Raw genomic sequence first — 22,055 nt, 5'->3', positions numbered from 1 at the left:
TCATCTCTTGCAATGCGGCGTGGCGGCGAGCGCCAGTCCTACAACGCGTTGCAAACAGAATCGTCCCCGCAAGATGGTGATTAGCCTAAAAAAAGAGAGGCTCCAACCGCAAAAAAGGCTGCCCATTCTAGAAAGTCGAATGAGCAGCCTCGAGCTTCGTATAGACTAAGTGATTCTTAACTCGTAAACGCCTTCTTGTTTGGCTTCGGCCCCATAACGAACTTTAGCGTTCCTCCGCTCGTAAGCTGCTCATGGGTAAAAAATGGAGAATCCAGCGATTCACCGTTCAAGGTCACTGATTGGATGTACTTGTTCTCTGGTCCGTTGTTCTCAACGGTAACCCGGAAGGTCTTCCCGTTGGGAAGCGGTACTTCGACCTCGTCGAAAATCGGGCGACCGAGCGAGTAAAGGGAATCACCTGGACAAAAGGAATAAAAGCCCATCGCATTCAGAATGTACCACGCAGACATCTGGCCACAGTCCTCGTTTCCGGAGAGTCCGTTTGGATCAGCGAAGTAGAGCGTAGACATGATCTCATCCACTAGCTCCTGGGTCTTCCAGGCTTCGCCTACAAAGTTGTAGATGTGAGTGGTGTGGTGGCTCGGCTCATTCCCGTGCGCATACTGTCCAATAAGTCCTGAGATATCGTTGGATACATGCTCGCCTACCATTTCTGAGGTCGTGCTAAAAAGCTCGTCCAATTTCTTAACGAAAGGCTTCTTGCCTCCCATAAGATCAACAAGGCCATCCACATCGTGCGGCACGAACCATGTCCACTGCCACGCATTGCCTTCGGTATATTCGTCCTCTCGGTGTTTCGAATAACGTGGATCGAACGGGGTCTTCCAAGAACCGTCCTTGTTCTTGCCGCGCATAAAGCCTGTCTCAGCATCGTAATAAACTTCGTAACGCTTCGCACGCTCTTCATACATCGCCGCGTCCTTCCTTTTTCCTAACGCCTTCGCCATTTGAGCCATGCACCAATCATTGTACGCGTATTCAAGGGCCTTAGACACGGATTCGTTCTCGAGATCGCACGGAATGAAGCCCAACTCGTCATTATACTTCTTAGCCATCGGGTTCAGCTTTTCCTGAATGCGGTGGTCTGGATACAAGAAATCATCCTCAGAGCGATAATGGATCGAAGCCTTCATCGCTTCATACGCCTTCTCCACGTCGAAATCGCGGTAGCCCTTCATGTAGGCATCGACGATTACACTGATGGCGTGAGAACCGATCATGGTTCCCGTGTAGTTGCCAGCCAGTTCCCACTTTGGAAGCATCCCGCCCTGATCGTAGTTGGTGAGCAACGAACGAATGAAGGCTTCGTTCAACTCTGGTTCGGTAATCGTCAGGAGCGGGTGAGCCGCTCGGAAAGTATCCCAGAGCGAGAATACCGTATAAACGCTATCGTCATCCGCCTTGTGGATACCTTGATCCATGCCTCGATAGCGTCCATCGACATCAGTGAACTGATACGGACTAATCGCGGTGTGATAGAGCGCAGTGTAGAAAATTTCCTTCTCATCATCCGTACCGCCTTTTACGCGGATCCTGTCGAGTTGCTTAGTCCACGCCCTCTTCGCATCCTTCCGGACGGCATCGAAATTCCAGCCAGCGATTTCTGACTCTAGGTTCTGCCTCGCTCCTTCGTGATCGACACTCGAGATTCCTACTTTCGCCAAAATCGCCTTCTTCGACTCTTTTCCAAAATTGAGAACGATCTTCGTATTGCCCGCTGCTACCGCAAACTTGCCAGTGTACTCCTTGCCATTCTCGTAGAGCGTGTACTCGAAAGGCTCGCTGAATTTCGCATGGAAATAGACATGGTGATTCCGAGCCCATCCACGCGTACGTTTGTATCCCACGATTTCACGATCGTTGATGACGCGTAATTCCGTGATCGGACGACGGTGATTCATCAGAGTGTGATCCAAATCGATTATGATCTGACGGTCTTCACCCTTCGGATAGGAATAGCGATGAAAACCGGCCCGAGTGCTCGCCGTTAGCTCCACGTCGATATCGTAGTCACTAAGCGTCACACTGTAGTATCCAGGCTCTGCAGACTCTTCATCATGGCTAAAGCGAGAACGGTACCCTGAATCCGGATTCTCCGGCTCGCCTGCTTTCAGCTTCGGTTCCCCGATGAATGGCATAAATAGGATATCACCTAAGTCCCCGATTCCCGTACCGCTTAGATGCGTGTGCGTAAAACCGAGAATTGACGTATCCGAATAGTGGTAGCCACCACACGCATCCCAGCCGAGCAAACGTGTATCGGGGCTCAACTGCACCATGCCGTGCGGAGTCGTGGCACCTGGGAAGGTGTGCCCATGTCCCCCAGTTCCAATAAATGGGTTCACATGATCGAAGCCATTTGCCTCAAGTTCGCTATGGTAGCTGCCACCTGCCGCAAGAGCGAAGGCAACAGCCGCAAGTCCTGTCTTTAGATTCTGTAGTCTCATCTTACTTACTCCGCGATCCAATGACGGACCGCATATAAATTTGTGATCGAAGGCACGTAGTCCGGCACCTTACGGTAATCGCCGTTCACACACTCTGCCACACCTTCAGCTCGGAAATCACGAACTGTATCCGCCACGAGGCTACTAGCGAGTTGGGGATCAACCCGGTCAATGATCGGAACGATCCACGCCAATGGAGTCGCCCAATAAGCGCCGTTCTGGTATTTGCCGGGCTCGGTTGCTGGTTTCGGAACCTGTGCGAAAAAGCGTTGCCACGCATCGCCTGGAGCAAGGTGCCTAACTTGTCCTCGCTGCACGAGTTCAGCTCGATTGCCCAGAAAGTAATCCAGAATCCGATCGGTTTGAGCTTCCGTCGCCAATCCCACAGTGATCGCATAAAAACTTCCCCAGATATCGACCTGCTGACAGTCTCGATCCGCGGCGTTAAACATTCCCGCTTCGTCATTCCACAGGCTCGAAATACTGTTGCGGATCAACTCAGCTCGTCTGAGGAGCTCATGTCGCTCAGAATATCCGACCTGCTCGCCAAGCTCCGCCATTTCGACACAGGCTTGATAGTAGATCAACGAGGTGAAAAGCACATGACCGGTCTTCGCTACGATATCGGTAAAACCGTATACGCACTGCGGATTTTCAGGCGGGTTGTATACGAGCCCGTTAGGCGCTCGTTCGATAAAATCCAAACCACGCTTCAACTGCGGAGCGATCCCCTTGAAGTAGTCAAAATCTCCGGTGCGCTTTGTGTATTCAACCGCGAGTAGTGCAACAAAGGGACCATTGTCCTTCGCATGGTCTGCCAATGGGTTATTATCGCCACCCGGGCTATAAATCGGCGTACCATCAGCATTCACACGATCAGGAATGCAACCGTCCTCACGCTGCCCATCGAGAATGTACTGAATCGAACGCTTCACCTCAATCGGCTTCATGAGATCTCCCGCATACTTGTAGAAGTAATAATTGTCGCGGGTCCAAAGCGCATGGTAGTGAGCAATTCCGTCAGGCGTGTGCAGCCATACACCAGACGAGCTTTCCACACGACAACCTTCGAGTTGGCGTTGCGTTTCTGCCTTCAACCAATCGGCACCGCCATTCGCAAACACTGACGCAACAGCCGTAGAAAAGGCCACCAAAGACAACGTGATTCTTCGCCTTATAAGCATAGGATTTCTGGGGTTAAGATTCGAGTCGGTACCTTAATTGAGATCGTCGTAGTTCTCTTTCAACAAAGCATGTAGTCGCTTCTTGATGACAGCGTACTCTGGATTGTCGGCTAGATTGTAGAATCCTTCTCGATCCTTTACGACGTTGTGTAACTCAAAGCCGCCCTGAGCGTCCGCTCCCCATTGGACAAGTCTCCAGTCTCCCTGACGAACCGTATAGCCGTGCTTAACTTTGGGACGATTAACCACTGTAAATGCGGGCTCTCCCCAATCGAAGCTTGGATCAGTGAGAACAGGACGAAGACTCTTGCCACTCATTTCATGCGGAGCGTCGAGACCCGCGTAGTCAATCAAAGTCGGATAGAGATCGATCAACTCGACGACTGAGTCAGTGACGCGACTCTTACCATCTTCACCAGGGATACGGATGATCAATGGCACACGTGCCCCAATATCGAAGAGTGTCACCTTATTCCACCAACCATGTTCGCCAAGGTGGTATCCGTGGTCACCCATCAAAACAACAATGGTATTGTCCCATAACTCGAGACGGTCCATGGCAGCAAAGACCTTACCGATCTGTGCATCCGTAAAGCTAGTACACGCCATGTAGGCACGCTTGAACTGTTTACGGTCATCTTCGTCAAAGGTCGGGAAGTTGTAATTGCCAGGCAAAGAGTACTCGTTGAGAGCGGTACGATCCTTAGGATCATGCGGCACCTCGACTTCATCATAAGGATACAAATCAAAGTACTCCTTGGGAGCGATAAACGGGTCGTGCGGTTTATGGAAACCTACGCTGATGAAAAACGGCTTGTCATGATTCTTTTCAAGTTGGCGGACCGCTTGAATCGCATTCATGCCATCCATTTGGACATCGTCCCCACCTTCAGCGGCGAGCCAGCGAGCCCAACCAACAGTGCCATCACCCAGTCTACGCCCCTCACCTTTATCGGCGATCTTAGGCGTTTTTCCTCGAGCGCTGAAGAAGTAGTCGAAAGACTCGTTGTCCTGGAAAAAATTCTTTTTCCCGTGATCATCCAAACCGACATGAAAGAGCTTACCGATACCAGCCGTGTAGTAGCCGTTGTTTCGGAACGCCTGCGGCAATGTCACCATATCTGGATACTTCTGACGGAGAGAAATGCTGTTATCCAGAATCCCGAGTTCCTCAGGACGGAGTCCCGTGACAAAAGAGGAACGACTCGGGTTACAGACAGGATACTGGCAATAAGCGCTCTCAAACTGGATCCCCATTTCAGCAAAGCGATCGATGTTTGGAGTGATCAATCCCTCTGCCTTGTATGAAGCGAGCTCAGGGCGAAGGTCATCGATAACGATGAGCAGTACGTTGAGTGGTTTCTCCGCCGCCATGGCTTGAGTTGCCACGCAGAGCACGGTCGCAATCAGCGACTTCTTAAGATTTTCGATTACAGTTCTTGTTTTCATTTCAAATTGCTCCTCCTTAGAGAGTTCTCTTCTTGAGGTCGTAGTTATATCTTGGAGTTATCGTTGCTTGTGTCAGAAATGGGACTTCACTTCTTCTTTTGTTTTGGCAGGACCGCTTCCCATTTTCTCAGGGCACGTAGATATTTGTCAGACACTTCAGGATTCTGCTTGGAAACGTCACTACTCTCCGACGGATCCTTTATGATATCAAACAAGCGAAACTCACCTTTTTGCAAATGGGCTTTCCATTGCTTGTCACGCATTGTCGACCAACCAGGGCGATCATTCCAGTAGAGCGGCAGACTGCGATTTTTCCCCTCGCCTGTCACCAGACGCTGGCTGAGGTCCTCCCCATCGATGTTCTTCGGCACTTCCGCTCCGGCGATCGACGCTAGCGTCGGCATCAAATCGACGCCCCCGAACAGCGTACTTTGGTCGAAACGCCCCGCCGCAATCTTCGCAGGCCAACGGACAATAAACGGGACGCGCGTCCCTCCATCATTCAAAGAAATCTTACGATCGCGAAACGGGCCAGAGGAACCGACGTTGTTCAATAGCGTCGGACGCTCTCCATACCGCCTAATGATACTTTCCTCAGTTCCAATCGGCCCTGGACCATTATCGCTCGTGAAAATGACAATCGTGTTCTCAGTTAGTCCCAACTCATCGAGAGCGTCAAACAACCGGCCCATCTCCGTATCCAGAGCAGTCACGTCCGCGCAGTAAGCCCGCATCGCGTCCTGAATATCACCATGCTGAGACACGAACTCCAGAAACTCCCTTTGCAGCGGATTCTCGAAGTCGTTGATTTCCACCTCCAAGTCTTTGTACACCGCTAGCTGTTCCTTAGTAGGATTGATGTAGGAATGGGTCGGATACACCCATAGGTTCACAAAAAACGGCTTATCCTGGTGTCGTTCCATGAAGTCGATCGTCAGATCCACATAGTGCGGGGTTGTCTTCTCGCGATAGTGCGGATCCTTCCGAGCCTCCTTTGGCCAAGTCGGTCCTGTCCCGTTCGTGATAAAGGCTTCGTCGATACCATACATGTCAGGAGTAGGCCCCTCTCGCTTAGGTCCGATGTGCCACTTTCCATAGTGCGCCGTCGTATACCCCGCGTCCTTCAAGACACTGGTCATGCTTGGCTTGTTGTAATCGAGAGTATGCGTAACATTGAATTCACGCGCTGGATACACGCCCCCCATGAGAGCCGCACGACTCGGAGAACACCAGGCCCCAGAGACATAGGCATTTTCGATCCGGAGCCCCTCGCTCGCCAAACGGTCGAGATTCGGAGACATCGCATAAGGGTGACCAGTTACACCCAGATCGCCATACCCCAAGTCATCCGCTAGGATGAAAATGATATTCGGTTTCTCAGCCTTTGCGAAGGCAACAACACTGACGGACAGGCTGACCAGCCCCGTTAGGATTAATTTCGCTACTCTCATGACTCTACAGGCTCTGAAGTTGAAGCTCTATCTGAGCAGTATCCAATTCGTTTAGAGCAAAAGCGTATGCGCCGATCGCAACCGCCTCACTCGTACCGAGTACCGACCTGCCAATTCCGATTCGCTTCATAGGATCGTAGAGCATGGACTCGTCACCTCCCGGCATCAAAATCTCTTTTTGATCGCCCTCCAGGAAAACAGACAGCTGTCCGTCATCCTCTAAATCGAACGACTTCTGGACAATGCGAGGAAGCGACTTCCCGTCATAATTCTCGATCTCACCATTGAGTTCTTTAAGCAAAGCAGGAACAAACAGAGGGTAGGAATTGGATAGCCCTCCTCCGATAACCACGAGGCCATCAAACAAGGTCAGCGCATTGGCCAAAGCGTCTCCGACAACTTCTCCCAGTTCACGGTAGGATTCTAAAGCAGCAACTTTGACACCTTCACGCCTTCCCATGGCGATATCGCTAATCTCCTTCGGCGAAGGAGCATCGTTGGAGTCGATTCCAGCCAAACGGGCATACGCGTTTCGCACCGCACGAATACTAGCGCCGTCTTCCGAGAGGCAACTGGGACGCACTTTGTTGCGCATCAGCCATATCTCGGTCGCGTTTGAATTGTCGCCAATGAATAGGCGATTCCGGTGCACCAGTCCGCCCCCAAAGCCCGTTCCCAAGGTGATTCCAAAGAGAGTCTGATACCGTTTCGGGCTTTGCGCTCTCTTCAGCATGTCGTTCACCTTTGGCAATAGACCGGCAATCGCTTCACCGTAAACGAAAAGGTCACCGTCATTATTTATGAATACAGGAAGCCCGAACCGTTTCTCCAACCAAGGTCCCAGCGGCACACCTCCAGCGAATGCGGGCAAGTTCCCCACATTGTCGATAACACCGCGCGGATAATCCGCAGGACCTGGAAACGCGAAGCTGATGGCCGAAGGCGATGTGGCAAGTGAGCCCGCAACCAAGCGAAAACCTTGTTCTATAGTCGCCAGACTACGCTCTAGATCCTCGGCCTCCGCAGGGAGTACCACTGGATCGACAACCGACCTATTCGCTTGGATGGCAGAGAATACGAAATTCGTACCTCCGGCATCCAAGGTTAGAACGATTCTCTCGTCGTTCTCGTAGTTCATACTTTAATTTCCTCTGCGACAGGCTTCATCGCTTCAATTTCCGACTTCACGATCTTGTGTCCCACAAAACCGTAGAAGGCGATATAGACGTAGTTAATAATTGGCACTGCGAACGATAGTTGTATTCCAAATACATCCGCTGCCTTCCCCATCAATGGAGGAACCAACGCTCCACCGACAATCATCATTACTAGGAGCGATGACCCTTGTGAGGTGTACTGCTTCAGATCCTTGATCGCCAACGTAAAAATATTCGACCACATGATGGAATTGAAAAGACCAGTTCCTAGTGCAGCCCAGAAAGCGATCGGGCCTCCCGTAAACGCAGCGAGGCAAAGCAATACGATCAAACAGATCGAGAATACTCCAAGAGCTCGAGCGGCATTTCCACGGCCGAAGATGAAGGCAACGAAATTGAGCACGATCATGAGCAGGAATGGCAGAATCTGTGCAGGCGTCATGAAGACCATGGAAAACTCGCCATCGTCCAGTCGAATAGCAGTCACAACATAAACAACAAAGAACACTACAACTGCGGTAACGGCCATGTATCCATACTTCTTCGACTGGCTTGCGATATCACTGAGAGAAATAGCACCACACAAACGACCGATCATTGCGCCCCCCCAGTAGTAAGCGAGATAGAGGGCTGCGGTTGACTCCTCCAATCCCATGACGGCTTCATCCATAATGAAATTCACCAGGAAGCTCCCGATCGCAACTTCCCCTCCGACATACATAAAGATCGCGATCATACCGTAGCGGAGGTGGCTGAACTTCAAGGCACCCATACCGCCTTCCACCTTTTCTTCGTTAGAGAATTTCGGGAGATGGCTCTTCCAGACAATTACCGCAAGACCGACAAAAAGCGCCCCATAGAGCACGTACGGCAGCTTGATGGAATCGATCGTAACCTCGTCTCCGGTCACGAACACCTTGTAGAGCAAAAGGCCACCTGCGATTGGAGCCAAGGTAGTCCCCAAGGAATTTACCCCTTGAGCCAGATTCAGGCGGCTAGAAGCGGTCTCCGGTTTCCCAAGAATAGCAGCGTACGGATTGGCTGCGATCTGTAAAAGCGTTACCCCAGTGGCGAGCAGGAACAGAGCTCCTAGAAAAAAGCCATACTTCTGAAACTCAGCCGCAGGATAGAACAAGACACACCCTGCTCCACAAATGAGCAATGCGACGATAATACCCGCCTTGTACCCGAGTCGATTGATCGGATCTCCACTGGCCAGCGAAACGAGGTAATAGATCAGCGAAACACAGAAAAAGGCCCCGAAAAAGGCAAACTGAACCAAGCTCGCTTGGAAGAAGGTCAAGCTGAAGCTCTCTTTGAGATACGGGATCAAGACGTCGTTCATCACCGTGATGAAGCCCCACAGGAAGAAGAGCAAGGTGATGGTCACGAATGGCCGTCGATATTGGTTTGCGGTATTTTCAGTACTCATGGTCTGGGATTCTGGAATTTTCAAAAAAGTCTCTATTGAAGTTCTATGCTCGGCGGTGTTCTCAGTTTTCTTACTTTGATACTCCGCTCTGCTGCGGAACCTTATCTTTTTCTCTAAATTTGTTCTGTCTCGTCTTACACAATGCCCGGACGCAATTCGTCTAATGATGGGGTCGGTTTCACCCCATTAGGATCCAGTGCGACAACTGCGTAATTGGTCTAGCCGAAGGTGTTTCGCGGAGCCTTCTCTCCTTCTCTTTGGATATTCAGGCGCGTCAGTCGTAACAACAGTTTCGCCTTAACATCTGCGTATTCATTTTTATCCCACAAGTTTCGACTTTGATCTGGATCTGATTCGAGGCAGTAGAGTTCGCCCTCTTCAGAATTCCGATACACCACGAGCTTCCAGTCATCAGTAATCAGCGTGTGGTTCGCCAAGGATTTTCGAGTTGGATGGCATTCCACAAGAACGGCATCTCGCACTTCTTCAACCTCCCCCATCAACATCGGTGCCTGATTAACACCCTGCATTCCTTGTGGTATCGGCACTCCGGCGAAATCTAAGCAAGTCCTTGGGAGATCCACCAAACTGATGAGTGAATGGCTGCTTTCCTCACGTTTTTTTACACCTGGCCCAGCGATCAGCAGAGGTACTCGTTGGCAATCTTCAAACGCAAGCGCCCCTTTCCCCCATATTCCATGGTGTCCGTGCAGCTCTCCGTGGTCACTCGTGAAAATGATTAGCGTATTCTCCAGCTGACCGGTCTTCTCCAATTTCTCCAAAATGGTGCCGAGGCGATGATCTAGAAACTTAAGCATGCCCAAAGTGGCACGCATCGCGTTCTCCTTCTTTTCGTCCCAACCGACTCGCCCGCCGACACACGGTACACCGTTGCCTTCATCGTAGGCTTCCCAGTGTTTTTCGTATCCATTTCGATAGGTATCGATCCGGTCATCAAACTCGCCTTCCTTGTATCCAGGAAGGATCGGTAAGTTTTCATCTGATACGCTTGAGTACCAAGGTTCCGGACAAACGAAGGGTTCATGTGGATCCTGGAAACTCGCCCAGCAAAACCACGGCTCACCTGCATCTTTACGACGCTCGATAAAACCCTCCGTCAAATCCGCGACCCAAGTGGTATCATGAAATTTCTCCGGGATGTCCCAAGGGCCACAAACTTCGTGGTCGTAGCCAGGGGACATCTGTGGAAACCACTTCTTGTAGTCAGCACCCGCCTTCTCAAGGAAGGCTTTGTAGTGCATGCTCGGTACAGTATTGATTGTATGCCCTGTACTGCCTTCGAACTCGTGGAAATCGAGGTACGGTGTAGGACCATTCTGGTAAAACGAGTCGTCCGTATCGTATCCCCCGCTGATATGACACTCCTCATCTGGTCGAGCCACAAAGTGAGACTTACCAAAGAGAGAAAGATAGTAGCCCGAATCCCGCAGCGCCTTAGTGAACAGAGTCGCCGGAAACGGATCCGCAGTCACACCGATCGAATAAGCGCCATGAGAAGATGGATACTGTCCCGTCAAGAGCGACACCCGTGTCGGCACACAAATGGGTGAAACCGTATACGCCCGCTCGAAATGAGCACCCATTCTTCCGATACGATCCATATTTGGCGTTTCGACATGGGTTAGGCCTCCCAATCCAACGTGGTCAGCACGTTGCTGATCCGTTGTAATCAGGAGGATATTAGGGCGTTTTTTGGCAGCTGATATCATATGGGCAGAAAACTAAAAGAATAGGCTACTTCTCATCCTCCATCGGGGGTGGCAGTTTCTTATACCAGAACTTGTATCCGATAAAGAAGCACACGGCAGATGTGATGCTTGAGACAATAAAACCTTGAAAGTGGTGAATCACGAGGAGCAGCGGAGCGAAGAATAGCGTAATCTGCCACAGAGCCGCAAAAGGAACCGCCATGATATCACGCTTATGCTCGGACTCTGCACGGGCACGGACTTCCGGAGTGAGCTTTTCCTTGTAGGTTTTCCATGCCCCCATCGGCAACGTCTTGTTGTAGAAACGGCTCAACACCTTTTCTTCGGTCGGCCCCGTCATGTAGGTACCGATCACCGAACCAAGACCTCCCAAGCTCATAGAGTAAAGAAGCAGGGTCATCTCTGGCAGATCAGGGAAATACAAACGTTGGACAATTGCAGCGACAGCTCCCGTCAAAACGCCTCCGGCAAAACCTGCACCATTGAAGCGCCACCAGTAGAATTTCAAAATGGTCGGCACCATCAGACCACTTTGCAGACTGACGATGATCCACTTGTAGACATCGTTGATACTTGTCATACCAAAGGTGAACACGAAGCTCACGAGCACGATCAAAACGGTGGCGCAGTAACTCGAAAGAACCAACTCCTTGCTGCCTGCCTTCTTTCGGAAATACTTCTGGTAAACGTCCTTACTCAAGAGGCCCGCCGCCCAGTTCGCTTGGCTATCGAAAGTAGACATCGCAGCGGCCACAAGAGCAACAATGAGTAATCCTCGGAATCCCGCCGGTATCATAGTAGCCAATACAGTGGGGAGAATCTTCTCCGGGTTCACTGTTCCGTGATACCCCAACAACTGTAGCTTGAGATTCCAATCTCCATTTTCCCCGAGAGCATTCTTCAAAGATTCAATAAGAGCGGGCGAATAATTCTCCGGATTGTTTCCGATATCGCTTACCAAGGCGCCCCACTTATCCTCAGTGACATCTGGATACGCCTGACGAACAATCTCGACACCTGAAGAGATCACATCCTGGTCAGGATAGAAATTTTGCACGGCAAACAGGCCGAGCACCGCGAAGCCCATCATCATCGGCCAACGAATAGAGGTCAGCGAAGTTGTGATAAACGAAAGAGCTACCGTATCCTTGTCGGAACGAGCCCCCATGTACCTTGATTCGTTACCCATACCGAGCCCGACCAAGAAGGCTCTCAGCATGAAAAAGACCGCAAACAAAGATACGTACTCATAATCCTCATACCCAGCAGGCAAGTCCGCATGCCAGACCGGAGCCGCCTGCGACCAGGTGTCATAACCGGTAACGCTGCTCGCGGTCGCCGCCAATGCCTCGAAACTCTCAATATGGTTGAAAGCCAATACCGAAACCAGCAAGGCCGCAAAGATAACGATCACGGACTGAATCACGTCCGTCACCACCACCCCGTAGAATCCGGAGAGAACCGTATAAAGAGTAGCAACCACGACCAAAGCCAAGGCGCACTGGTCTGGGGAAAACGGAACGAAAGTCGAAAGGAAGACACCGGCCCCAACCATCAGGTAGGCCAGCGAGCCCATAGTAATCAGCACCGCTGAGACCACCATCGCTATCTGAGCGAAACGGCCGCTCGCCCCATCGCCAAACCGGAAGAGATTCCACTCCGCAGCAGTGAGACATCCGGAACGCCTGTGGTATTTGCCCGACCAGAGCATTACGATCACCATGGCCAGAATAACGTGACCGCGGAAGTTCACGAAAAATCCTTGAGGTCCAACCAAGTAAAGGAAGCTCACCACAACCGCGGTACCAGAGAGATCTAGATACTGGGCCGTGCCCGATGTACCGAGTGCCCAGAACGGCAGTTTCTTACCACCGACGATGTAATCTTCCAAACTATTGGAAGCTCTTCGCTGCAGGTAGATTCCGACGACCACGAGCGAAAGTAGGTAAAGCCCGATCGTGATAAGATCCGCGTTGTTGAGGTATTGAGTCATAAAGGGTAGGACAACAGTTGCTACTTGGGTGGGTTTTACTACGCTGGTTGAAGTTTACACGTAAACGTTTGTTCGTTTAACCGATGGGAACGCGGCGCCTTCCACTCGATTATCCAACTCCGGCAAAGCAGCAAACATTATGGTTAAACAATCCCCCCCCCTCAATTAACGGGTCAACCTCCCCTAAGAGAGCCTTGCTCCTCACTTTATATAATTTCCAAGGATGATTTTGGACCAAAGCGTCATCGAAAAGCGGCTTGAGAACGTTCTCACCGCCCTAAAAAGCCGCATACACCCCGAAAAGGCCCCCCTCAGCGTCAGCATTTGGGAAGCTCCCTCTGAACCGGTTCCTGTCTCCATTGCCGCATCACAAGCCTACACTCCCTTTTCCGTAGGTGGGGAATGGGGACACATGTGGGGCACCGCCTGGATGAAATTCGAAGGAAGCGTCCCCGCGAGCTGGCAAGGCAAAACCGTATCCGCTCTCATCGAACTCGAATATGAAGCTCTCGAGGGTTTCACAGTTGAAGGTCTCGCCTACCAGGACGGGAAACCACTCGTGGCTATCAATGTAAACCGCAACGACGTACCAATCTCTTCAGACGCGCAAGCAAACCAAGCCGTCGAGTTCCTCATGGAAACCGCGGCCAACCCTGCTGGTCAGCTGCCATCCCTCGACATTTGGAACGAGAGCGACCTGATGCCGGAACCGGGCGGCGAAAAACGCTTCACCCTATCCCGCTGCGAACTCGCTGTTGTCGACGAGGAGTGCCAACAACTCTACCACGACTTTCGGGTGCTGCATGAAACCATGCACGTCCTCCCAGAGGAAAACCTTCGCAAACAGCGAATCCGCACCGGGCTCAATCAAGCAGCCAACTTCATCGAAGCGGGCCCCGCTCAGCACGCCCAAGCTCGCGAACTGCTAAAACCGCTGCTCGATTCGAAAAACGGCGACACCACCGTGACCGTCTCCGCCGTCGGTCACGCTCACATCGATACCGCATGGCTTTGGCCGCTGCGCGAAACCATGCGCAAGTGCGCACGCACCTTCTCCACCGTCCTTAAGTACATGGAGAAGTATCCAGACTATCGATTCAGCTGCTCCCAAGCCGTCCAATACGATTGGATGCGCCAACGCTACCCAAGCGTCTACGAAGGCATAAAAGCGAAAACCGCCGCTGGACAATGGGAGCCGGTCGGTTCCATGTGGGTAGAGGCCGACTGCAACCTCGCATCAGGCGAGGCGCTCGTCCGCCAGATCCTGATCGGCAAACAGTATTTTCAGGAGGCCTTCGACTACGAAACCCGAGATCTCTGGCTTCCCGACGTCTTCGGCTACTCCGCAAGCTTGCCGCAAATCTTCAAACTCTCCGGCATCGACTACTTCTTTACCCAGAAGATCTCCTGGAACCAGACCAACACCTTCCCGCACCACACCTTCGAATGGCAGGGAATCGACGGCTCAAAGGTCCTCACCCACTTCGCTCCCGCCGACACTTACAACGGCAACTTCTCCGCCGAGCAGATCAAAACCAGCGAGAGCGCCTTCAAGCAAAAGGACAAAAGCCTCTCCGTCCTCTACCCATTCGGCTTCGGAGATGGAGGAGGAGGCCCCACTGTCCAGCACATCGAGTCCGCCCGCCGCATGGAGAACCTCGAAGGCTTGCCACGCGTGAAGATGGAGGGCGTGAAGGACTTCTTCCATCGACTCAAAGAAGAAACCAGCGACCTGCCCGTCTGGGTTGGAGAGCTCTACCTCGAACTTCACCGCGGCACCTACACAACCCAGGCCTTCCTCAAAAAAGGCAACCGCCGCAACGAGTTCGCCCTCAAGCGCTGCGAGTTCCTACTCAGTCTCCTCGAGACACTTGCCCCTGAAGCACGCCAAACCGCCTGCGATCTCCTCTCTCAATTGCCAGCTCCAGAACGGGCCGCCTACGACACGTTCGAAGAGGAAGAAAACGACCCGATCAAAGCCACCCTCGGGCGGGCTTGGAAACTCGTTCTTCTCAACCAGTTCCACGACATCATCCCCGGCTCCTCCATCCACTGGGTCTACGAAGACGCAAAGAAGGATCTCGAAACCATCGACGCCCTACTCGCAAACCTCACTCAAGCGGTCTCAGAAGCAATTGCTCCCGCTTTGGCGACAGAGGGCATGCAAGAGCCCTATCTACTCATAAACGACCTCTCACAAGCCCGAGACGAGCAAATCACCCTCGCCAACGGACGCCTGTTGCACGCAACCGTCCCTGCCCACGGATACACCGTCATCGACGCGGCCGCCGAAACGACAAATAGCGACACCTCAGAATCGCCAACGGTCGATGCACGCGAAAACGAGTTCGTATTGGAGAACCAATACATCAAAGCCATTGTCGATCAAAACGGATCCGTCACCAGCCTCGTAGAAAAATCGAGCGGACGGGAATCCATCAAATCGGGCTGCCCAGGAAACGTGTTCACGCTTCACCACGACCAGCCTGTCTTCTGGGATGCTTGGGATGTCGAGAACCATGCGGACCTAATGAGCGAACCTCTCGATGGGCCTGCATCAGTAACGATTCTTGAGCAAAACGCCACGCAAGTCGCCCTCCAAGTGGAACGATCCTTCAGCAAATCCAAGCTCACGCAAAAGATTGTGCTTAACGCCAACTCCAAGCGACTGGACTTCGTCACCCACGCAGATTGGCAGGAAAGCAACAAACTGCTCCGCGTCGGCTTCCCGCTCAACCTCCACACCTACACCGCTCGCTGCGAAATCCAGTACGGCCACGTCGAACGTCCTACCCATCGCAACACGTCATGGGACTGGGCTCGCTTCGAAGTCTGCGCCCACAAGTGGGTCGACCTTTCAGAGTTCGACTTCGGAGTCGCCTTGCTCAACGACTGCAAGTACGGCCACAGCATCGAAGGCAGCCACCTCCGCCTGAGCCTACTGAGAGCACCTAGCTGGCCAGATCCCCAAGCGGATATCGGCGAACACGAATTCACCTACTCCCTCATGCCACATGCTGGCGACTTCCGCACCGCCGGAGTCATCGACGAAGCCTACCGCCTCAACCAAAGCGTCCAAGCAATTCCACTACAGCAAGCAGCCACAACAAGCGGGGAAGCGCTCTCTGGCAGTCTCCTCCAAATCAATTCCCCCGCCCTCATCTGCGAAGCTCTCAAACCGAGCGAAGATGGAAAAGCCATCGTGGCTCGGCTTTACGAAGCCTGGGGCACCCGCGGAAACGCAAAGGTGAAACTGCCAACAGGCTGCAAGTCTGCCGAAATCGTCAATTTGCTAGAGCAGCCCCTACAGGCTCTGCCTATCAAAAACGGGGAAGTCGAAATCGAGTACACTCCCTTTCAAATCATCACTCTAAAACTCGAAATCCACTAGCCAATCCCAGCGGTAAATCGGTCGAAATCAAAAGCAGACAGCTTGTTACGTTACCCCTAAGCGAGCCCAAACCAAGTTTGTTAAATGCATTGCGTCATCCACATAGGCACTGAGAAAACGGCTACGACTACGATTCAGGAGTTTTTGACCATCAACAAGCCTAAGCTTGCAGAGCTCGGTATCCTCTACCCCAAGTCCTCAGGAAAAACAGGTAGCCGAAACATCGCTGTATCCGCATACGGTGACGACCGTAGAGACGATCTGACCACGCTTTTCGCAATCAATTCGAGCGAGAGTCTAAGCGAGTTCAGAAAAAACACTCTGGACGAACTCGAAAGCGAAATAGAGGCGCACTCTACAACACATCCGTTCGAAAGCTTAGTCGTATCCTCAGAGCATATACAATCACGCCTCACAACAACCGAAGAAATACAACGACTCAAAACGCATCTCACACAGCTAGGAGCTTCCAGCTTCACGATCCTGGTCTATCTGCGTTCTCCGGCAGAAATCGCCAACTCACGTTATTCAACTCACATCAAGAGCGGCGGGACCCTCGACTCGCCCCGCGAGCCCACTCACCCATACTACCAGAACCTCTGCAACCACAAGGCAACCCTACTCCGATACGCATCGATATTTGGCGGGGAGCAAGTAATTCCCAAACTCTTCGATAAGACGGAACTGATCGACGGCTGCATCCTTTCCGATTTTAGAGACGCCGTTGGAATCTCGAGCGATGTACAACTGCAAACGCCCCAGAATAGCAACCAAAGCCTATCGCACCTCGGTATCCAAATTCTAAAACAATTTAACAAGCGCGTCCCTCGGTTTCTCGATGGGAAACCCAACCCGTTACGAGACTATATCAACTTCTATTTCGAGAAGCATTTTGCCGGTTCCAAATACCAAATGCCAGAATCGTTGCGGGAGAAGTTCAACCAGGAATTCGCCGAAAGCAACGAATGGGTACGCCAGACGCATTTCCCCCATAGAGAAACACTCTTTCCTAAGGAGACTAGGCCTGATCACACACTCAAACAACCAGATGACTCACTCGATGCAAAGCAGCTCGGCGACTTTCTGGCCCACATATGGTTGGACAAATCAAAAGGGATACGAACCGGAGACCCAGACAACTACATTCCCACGTTTCCCAACGAGGAAGAGTCCCACAAGCGAAGCTACGACGAGCCTTAGGGCCTGTCTTTAAGTGAGCTCAAAAGTTTGCAAGTCAGGATTGCCCGTTGACTCCAACAATCAACTCGGCACCTTAAGCGTCTGCTAATCAAACGCAAAACGAGCCCTACCCACATGGCGAGAAAGCCAAACCCCACCCTACAAACCATTGCCGACAAGTGCGGCGTCACCAAGACCACCGTCTCGCTCGCGCTGAGAAACCATCCACGGATCTCAGAGAAAACACGGGCGATCATCAAAGAAGCTGCCGCCGAGATTGGCTACAAAATGAGCCCGCTCGTGTCCGCTCACATGTCGATGATTCGGGCAACCCAGACACCTCAGTATCGAGCCACGGTAGCGATCGTAACCGATTGGCCTACCCACATTTTTCACGACAAGCACGAGATGTACGGAAGATTCTACACCGGCATCGAGCGCAGAGCCCAGGAACTCGGCTTCGAAGTTGATATCTTCTCCCTCGAGGAGAAAGGGATGAGCGGCAAACGCATTTCCCAAATCATCGAAACCCGTGGCATAAACGGAGTCATCATCCCGCCAATCACCTCGGATAAAGGCTCTCTAGATCTCGATTGGGACAAGCTCGCCGCCGTCACCATAGGCTACTCGATGCGCGAGCCACTGATCCACCGAATCTGCCACGACAACTACTCCACCATGCGGCGGCTTATGAAGATGCTCAGCGGCCAGGGATTCAAGCGAATCGGAATTGCCTTAGAGTTCAAGGACGACCTACGCGTGAAGAATCTCTGGAGCGGAGGCTATCTGTCGCACGTAGTTTTCGACGATGAACTCGCTGGCCCCCTCATGTTTGTATCCGAAGATTGGAACCAAGAGAGTTTCGGAGAGTGGTTGAAAAAGGATAGGCCCGACGTGGTCATCGGCGTTTCAGATACCATCCTTGGCTGGGCCAAGAACCTCGGCTACTCCATTCCGGACGATCTATCGATTATCACTGTGGCCAAACGCGGCGAGGAGATGTCAGGCTTCTACCAAAACTTTGAGCTCATCGGAGAAGCCGCTTTGGAAAAGCTGGTCTCATTGGTGAACCAAAACCGATCCGGCATCCCAAACAATCCACAACTCACCCTTGTACAAGGCGAGTGGCAGCCGGGGAACTCCCTAAAGCCACCAGGCCAGTAGCGCGCTTGGCCAATCCGCACGGCAGAATCGTCAAGCGACACGAGCTTGATTATTTCCGCTCCTTCCGCAGATGCAGCCACAAAGCGATTGGAACCAGGCAGTGGCTACTGCGAGCGAAAACCTCATACCAATTGCCTACTCCTCCATAGCTGACTCGGGATAGAGCCGTAATTATCCCCCAAGCAGCGAGAGCCCAAAGGACCCAACTTAGACGCTTAGACTTCGCAAAGAGCGCAATTCCGGCAAAAAGGAGGTCAGTCGCTCCGATCAGGTGCACGACCCCAGTTGCAGCACTCTCGCTCATCACAAAGCCAACCTTTCGTGCCGTCACCAGAATCAGATCCAGAAACTGGGGATCTGAATACAATGCCTTCATCCCATGTGCCGCAAATACGCATGCAACAGCCACCCTCATAAGCAAAACGCCACCTCGCCTCGACCACTGCCGCGAGCCAAGCAGCATAATCAAGACTACTGGAGTCGAATAGCGCAGCATCCACTCCGCCCAATACAGATACGGGTACTTCGCCGAAGGCACGAGAGTCTCCGCAAGCATCTCGATAACGAGAGCGATCATACCCAAGAGCGCAAACCAACGCAACCGCTCGAACCAAACGCAAACAGCCGACAAGAGTAAACCGCCAATCATCAAAGACTCGACCGTATCCGCGAGCGACTCCGCGCATTCAAGTTCCGCCCACAAATACGAGAAGACCTTGCACGAATAATTGTAGATTCCCCAGGCGTAAGCGATGCACGTGAGGGAAAAGGATAAACGCAACAGTACAGGGATCATCCAAGATCGCCTTTCCTCAAACTCATTCACAACTCAACGACGAGCTTGAAAGGAGGCCTTGTCCACGACTTCACCCGTATCCAAAATCGCCTCGTAGCGAATCGTGCTTCCGTCAAATTCCAGCATCATCACGTGATCGCCTTTCGACGCGAACGCATTGTCGCCCTGAAGGTACCAGCGATCCGCTTTAGGTTCACGTTGTGGAGCGCCATATCCACCTTCGCCAAGATAGACGATACCGTCATCCGATTCCTCATCCCCGCGAATCGGGACAGTCCGCTTGATGCAATGCCCGTCCGACTCGAGCACGAGGTCGATATCGAACTCCTCAAACAGCGGCACCCAGCTCACCTTAGCTGAACTCGGCTTCTTAATCGCCGGAAAGGCTGGTTTGTGAAACGCCGCTAGCTGCCATTTCACCTCATCTTCCTTAAGCGACTCCAATTCCTCCTGCAGAAACACTCTCTGATTACCTTCCGCGCTAATTTCCGTATTAAGGCAGAGGATACCGATCGAAGGTGTCAGCCGACACGTATAGTAATCATTAGTCCCGCCGGGATACCCGTAAGCTTGTCGAAAAATGGGACTTTCACCAATCACATCATGATTCCCTATGATAGGAATGATCGGAAGTAGCTTCCCATCTTTGGTTGTGGTCCGTGAATAAGCATCCAACCAATCGATCCAAAGCTCGCGACGCGGTGTATCCGCATAGTCACCACCATGAAGCAATCCTATGATCGAATCGTCCTCAACCACCAAATCCGCTATCCACTCGTTCATTCGTCGGGCCACATCGATATGAGTGCGTGAGTCTCCACCATAGATGAGTTTGAATGCCTCGCCATCCTCAGGCGCCGTTTTGAAATGGAATTCTCTCCCGATCCCATTTTCGGTCTTAACCGCGAGGAAGTAGACCGTACTTGGCTCGAGATTCTCGAGCTTTACTTGGTGATAGTAGAGCGGCGCTGAAGCGCCCGGAGAGACCCAGTCATCCGCTGACTTCTTAGGCTTCTTGGCTTCTCTGTCTGGATACAATCCCGACTCAGATTGGGCAGCCTCGTTAGCATACTTCCTTTTCAAGAGACCGAGCGGGCCTATCTTTCTTGAGGTCGTACCATAGAGCAAACTCGCATCCGCCATCAGCTCGTCACTATCCCATACGACCACCGCGGCGTGTTGCGGATCTTCCGACCAAACGACCCGCAGATTTAGAGGCTCGCTAGCAGCGGCACCCATTCCGAGAGCGAACAAAACAAAAACCGAAAAACAAAATTTCTTCATATCGACAAAACACTTCTATCTTAACTTGGAACAAAGAGCCCACTCCGCATTCAGACAAAATCTTTCGTTCATAAGCGTGTAAATCATTCGATAATCCACCCAGTGACACAGCTCCTCCGGCGCGACCTTGGAATCAACAACTCATATACTCCTTCAAGCTCTTGCCAAAGCTACGCCTAAACGCCGCGTTCAACTGGCGAGGTCCACTGAAGCCAGCTTCATTCGCAAACATCCCCACCGACAAGCCAATCCCATCTTCTAGGCGTTTCACTACGACTCCTACCCTGTAACGCTCCAGAAACTCGCTAGGCGAGCAATCCAAGTGCTCCCGAAACGCCTGCTCCAACCAACGCCTCGACTTACCTGACGCCTCCGCCATCTGCTCAACCGTAATGGGCTTCCGATAACGCTTCTCTACAAAACGTACCGCCGATTCCAATGCGGGATGCTCCAAGGCCAAAGTCTGTGTCGATTCACGATCGCAGATATTCCCATGAGGCAGGATCGTCTCCTTGGCTACAGACTCCCCACGAATCATCGCGTCCAATGTTTCAGCAGCTCGAAATCCAACCTCAAACCCGTTCCGCTCGATGCTGCTCAACGCCGGACGGCAGGTCTCACACGTTCCCGAGTCCTCATTCACCCCAAGCACAGCTACATCCATTGGCACTTTCAAACCGACGCGCTCACAGGATCGTATTACCATCGCCCCTCGCGGATCATGAGCCGCCATGACTGCAAAAGGAGGCTTTTGAGAGAGCAGCCAAGCATCAAGCTGCTCCTGGCCTTCCTCCCACAACGCTTTTCCCTCGATACTACTCGCCCCCTGTAATCTCTTTATCGATACACGCTTCTTTTCCAAATAACCACGAAAACCAGACTCAATCTCTCGCGAATACCAAAGGCCTTCGACTCCATAGAATCCGTAGCGACGAAACCCTCTCTCCCATAAATAGGCTGCTCCCGATTCGCCAATTGCCCGATAATCATTTCTGACCCGAGGAAAACTCGATCGCTCCAGAGCTCCCGAAATATTGACTACAGGACAGTTCAAAGAGGACAAAACCTGCTCATCTTCCTCGCTATTACTCAAAGCGATGACACCGCACCCTCTCCACCCAACAAGCGAGCGTGGCGGCAAGTCATGAGTCTCCGGGCTAATCAAAAAGCGCCATTGCGTGCGCATCTTTGCGTACTCGCGTATCCCATGCACAACCCTCCCCAAATGAGGCACGCCCATAGGAATGGCCAAGGCTACCTCCGTTTTCCGATTCATTGCTCAACTCCCATTTTTGCGTAAATTTGCACATTCTTTCAAAAAACGAACATTGAGCGAGAAAAAATCCCCGACCAAGCTAAGCGTTACCTTCCCCAATC

14 protein-coding genes are annotated in these 22,055 nt (G+C 52.1%); 3 read left to right on the top strand and 11 right to left on the bottom strand.

Features of this window, described 5'->3' with window-relative positions; genetic code table 11:
* Positions 1-176: 176 nt before the first annotated feature.
* The 8 genes from JIN87_RS23475 to JIN87_RS23440 all read right to left on the bottom strand — a co-directional run bounded on the left by JIN87_RS23475 (position 177) and on the right by JIN87_RS23440 (position 12,864).
* Entirely contained in the window at positions 177-2,468 is a 2,292-nt protein-coding gene (locus JIN87_RS23475) for a GH92 family glycosyl hydrolase (RefSeq protein WP_200358152.1), read from the bottom strand.
* 5 nt (positions 2,469-2,473) lie between these two features.
* A complete protein-coding gene (locus JIN87_RS23470) occupies positions 2,474-3,652 on the bottom strand; it encodes a glucosidase family protein (protein ID WP_200358150.1) in 1,179 nt (392 codons plus the stop codon).
* A gap of 33 nt (positions 3,653-3,685) precedes the next feature.
* Entirely contained in the window at positions 3,686-5,101 is a 1,416-nt protein-coding gene (locus JIN87_RS23465; RefSeq protein ID WP_200358148.1) for a sulfatase, read from the bottom strand.
* A gap of 86 nt (positions 5,102-5,187) precedes the next feature.
* Positions 5,188-6,552: a sulfatase family protein gene (locus JIN87_RS23460; protein WP_200358146.1), complete on the bottom strand. Its 1,365-nt coding sequence runs from the start codon at positions 6,550-6,552 to the stop codon at positions 5,188-5,190.
* Positions 6,553-6,556: 4 nt separating this feature from the next.
* Positions 6,557-7,690, bottom strand: a complete 1,134-nt coding sequence (locus tag JIN87_RS23455; RefSeq protein ID WP_200358144.1) for an ROK family protein — start codon at positions 7,688-7,690, stop codon at positions 6,557-6,559.
* Complete coding sequence (locus tag JIN87_RS23450) at positions 7,687-9,141, bottom strand: sugar MFS transporter (protein ID WP_200358142.1); 1,455 nt, start codon at positions 9,139-9,141, stop codon at positions 7,687-7,689. The genes JIN87_RS23455 and JIN87_RS23450 overlap by 4 nt, the downstream gene beginning before the upstream one ends.
* A gap of 218 nt (positions 9,142-9,359) precedes the next feature.
* Positions 9,360-10,871, bottom strand: a complete 1,512-nt coding sequence (locus JIN87_RS23445; protein ID WP_200358140.1) for a sulfatase family protein — start codon at positions 10,869-10,871, stop codon at positions 9,360-9,362.
* Positions 10,872-10,896: 25 nt separating this feature from the next.
* Complete coding sequence (locus JIN87_RS23440; protein ID WP_200358138.1) at positions 10,897-12,864, bottom strand: sodium:solute symporter family transporter; 1,968 nt, start codon at positions 12,862-12,864, stop codon at positions 10,897-10,899.
* A gap of 223 nt (positions 12,865-13,087) precedes the next feature.
* Between JIN87_RS23440 and JIN87_RS23435 the strand changes: the two genes are divergently transcribed.
* The 3 genes from JIN87_RS23435 (at position 13,088) to JIN87_RS23425 (ending at position 18,598) form a co-directional block, all read left to right on the top strand.
* A complete protein-coding gene (locus JIN87_RS23435) occupies positions 13,088-16,255 on the top strand; it encodes an alpha-mannosidase (protein ID WP_200358136.1) in 3,168 nt (1,055 codons plus the stop codon).
* An 84-nt stretch (positions 16,256-16,339) separates the two neighbouring features.
* Positions 16,340-17,455 (top strand): hypothetical protein, encoded by a 1,116-nt coding sequence (locus JIN87_RS23430; RefSeq protein ID WP_200358134.1) that lies wholly within the window; start codon positions 16,340-16,342, stop codon positions 17,453-17,455.
* A 114-nt stretch (positions 17,456-17,569) separates the two neighbouring features.
* The gene (locus tag JIN87_RS23425) at positions 17,570-18,598 is read left to right on the top strand and encodes a LacI family DNA-binding transcriptional regulator (RefSeq protein ID WP_200358132.1); all 1,029 of its coding nucleotides are present in this window, start codon (positions 17,570-17,572) and stop codon (positions 18,596-18,598) included.
* Between the two features lie 49 nt (positions 18,599-18,647).
* On the opposite strand, the gene JIN87_RS23420 is transcribed toward JIN87_RS23425, so the two are convergent.
* The 3 genes from JIN87_RS23420 to JIN87_RS23410 form a co-directional block, all read right to left on the bottom strand.
* Complete coding sequence (locus JIN87_RS23420; protein WP_200358130.1) at positions 18,648-19,394, bottom strand: hypothetical protein; 747 nt, start codon at positions 19,392-19,394, stop codon at positions 18,648-18,650.
* A 33-nt stretch (positions 19,395-19,427) separates the two neighbouring features.
* A complete protein-coding gene (locus tag JIN87_RS23415; RefSeq protein ID WP_200358128.1) occupies positions 19,428-20,678 on the bottom strand; it encodes a purple acid phosphatase family protein in 1,251 nt (416 codons plus the stop codon).
* Between the two features lie 133 nt (positions 20,679-20,811).
* Positions 20,812-21,954, bottom strand: a complete 1,143-nt coding sequence (locus tag JIN87_RS23410; RefSeq protein ID WP_200358126.1) for an AraC family transcriptional regulator — start codon at positions 21,952-21,954, stop codon at positions 20,812-20,814.
* Positions 21,955-22,055: the final 101 nt, after the last annotated feature.

Source organism: Pelagicoccus mobilis, assembly GCF_016595505.1.
Lineage (GTDB): Bacteria > Verrucomicrobiota > Verrucomicrobiia > Opitutales > Opitutaceae > Pelagicoccus > Pelagicoccus mobilis.
The sequence above is the reverse complement of the archived record's forward strand: the minus strand, read 5'-3'. Positions and strand labels throughout refer to the sequence as shown.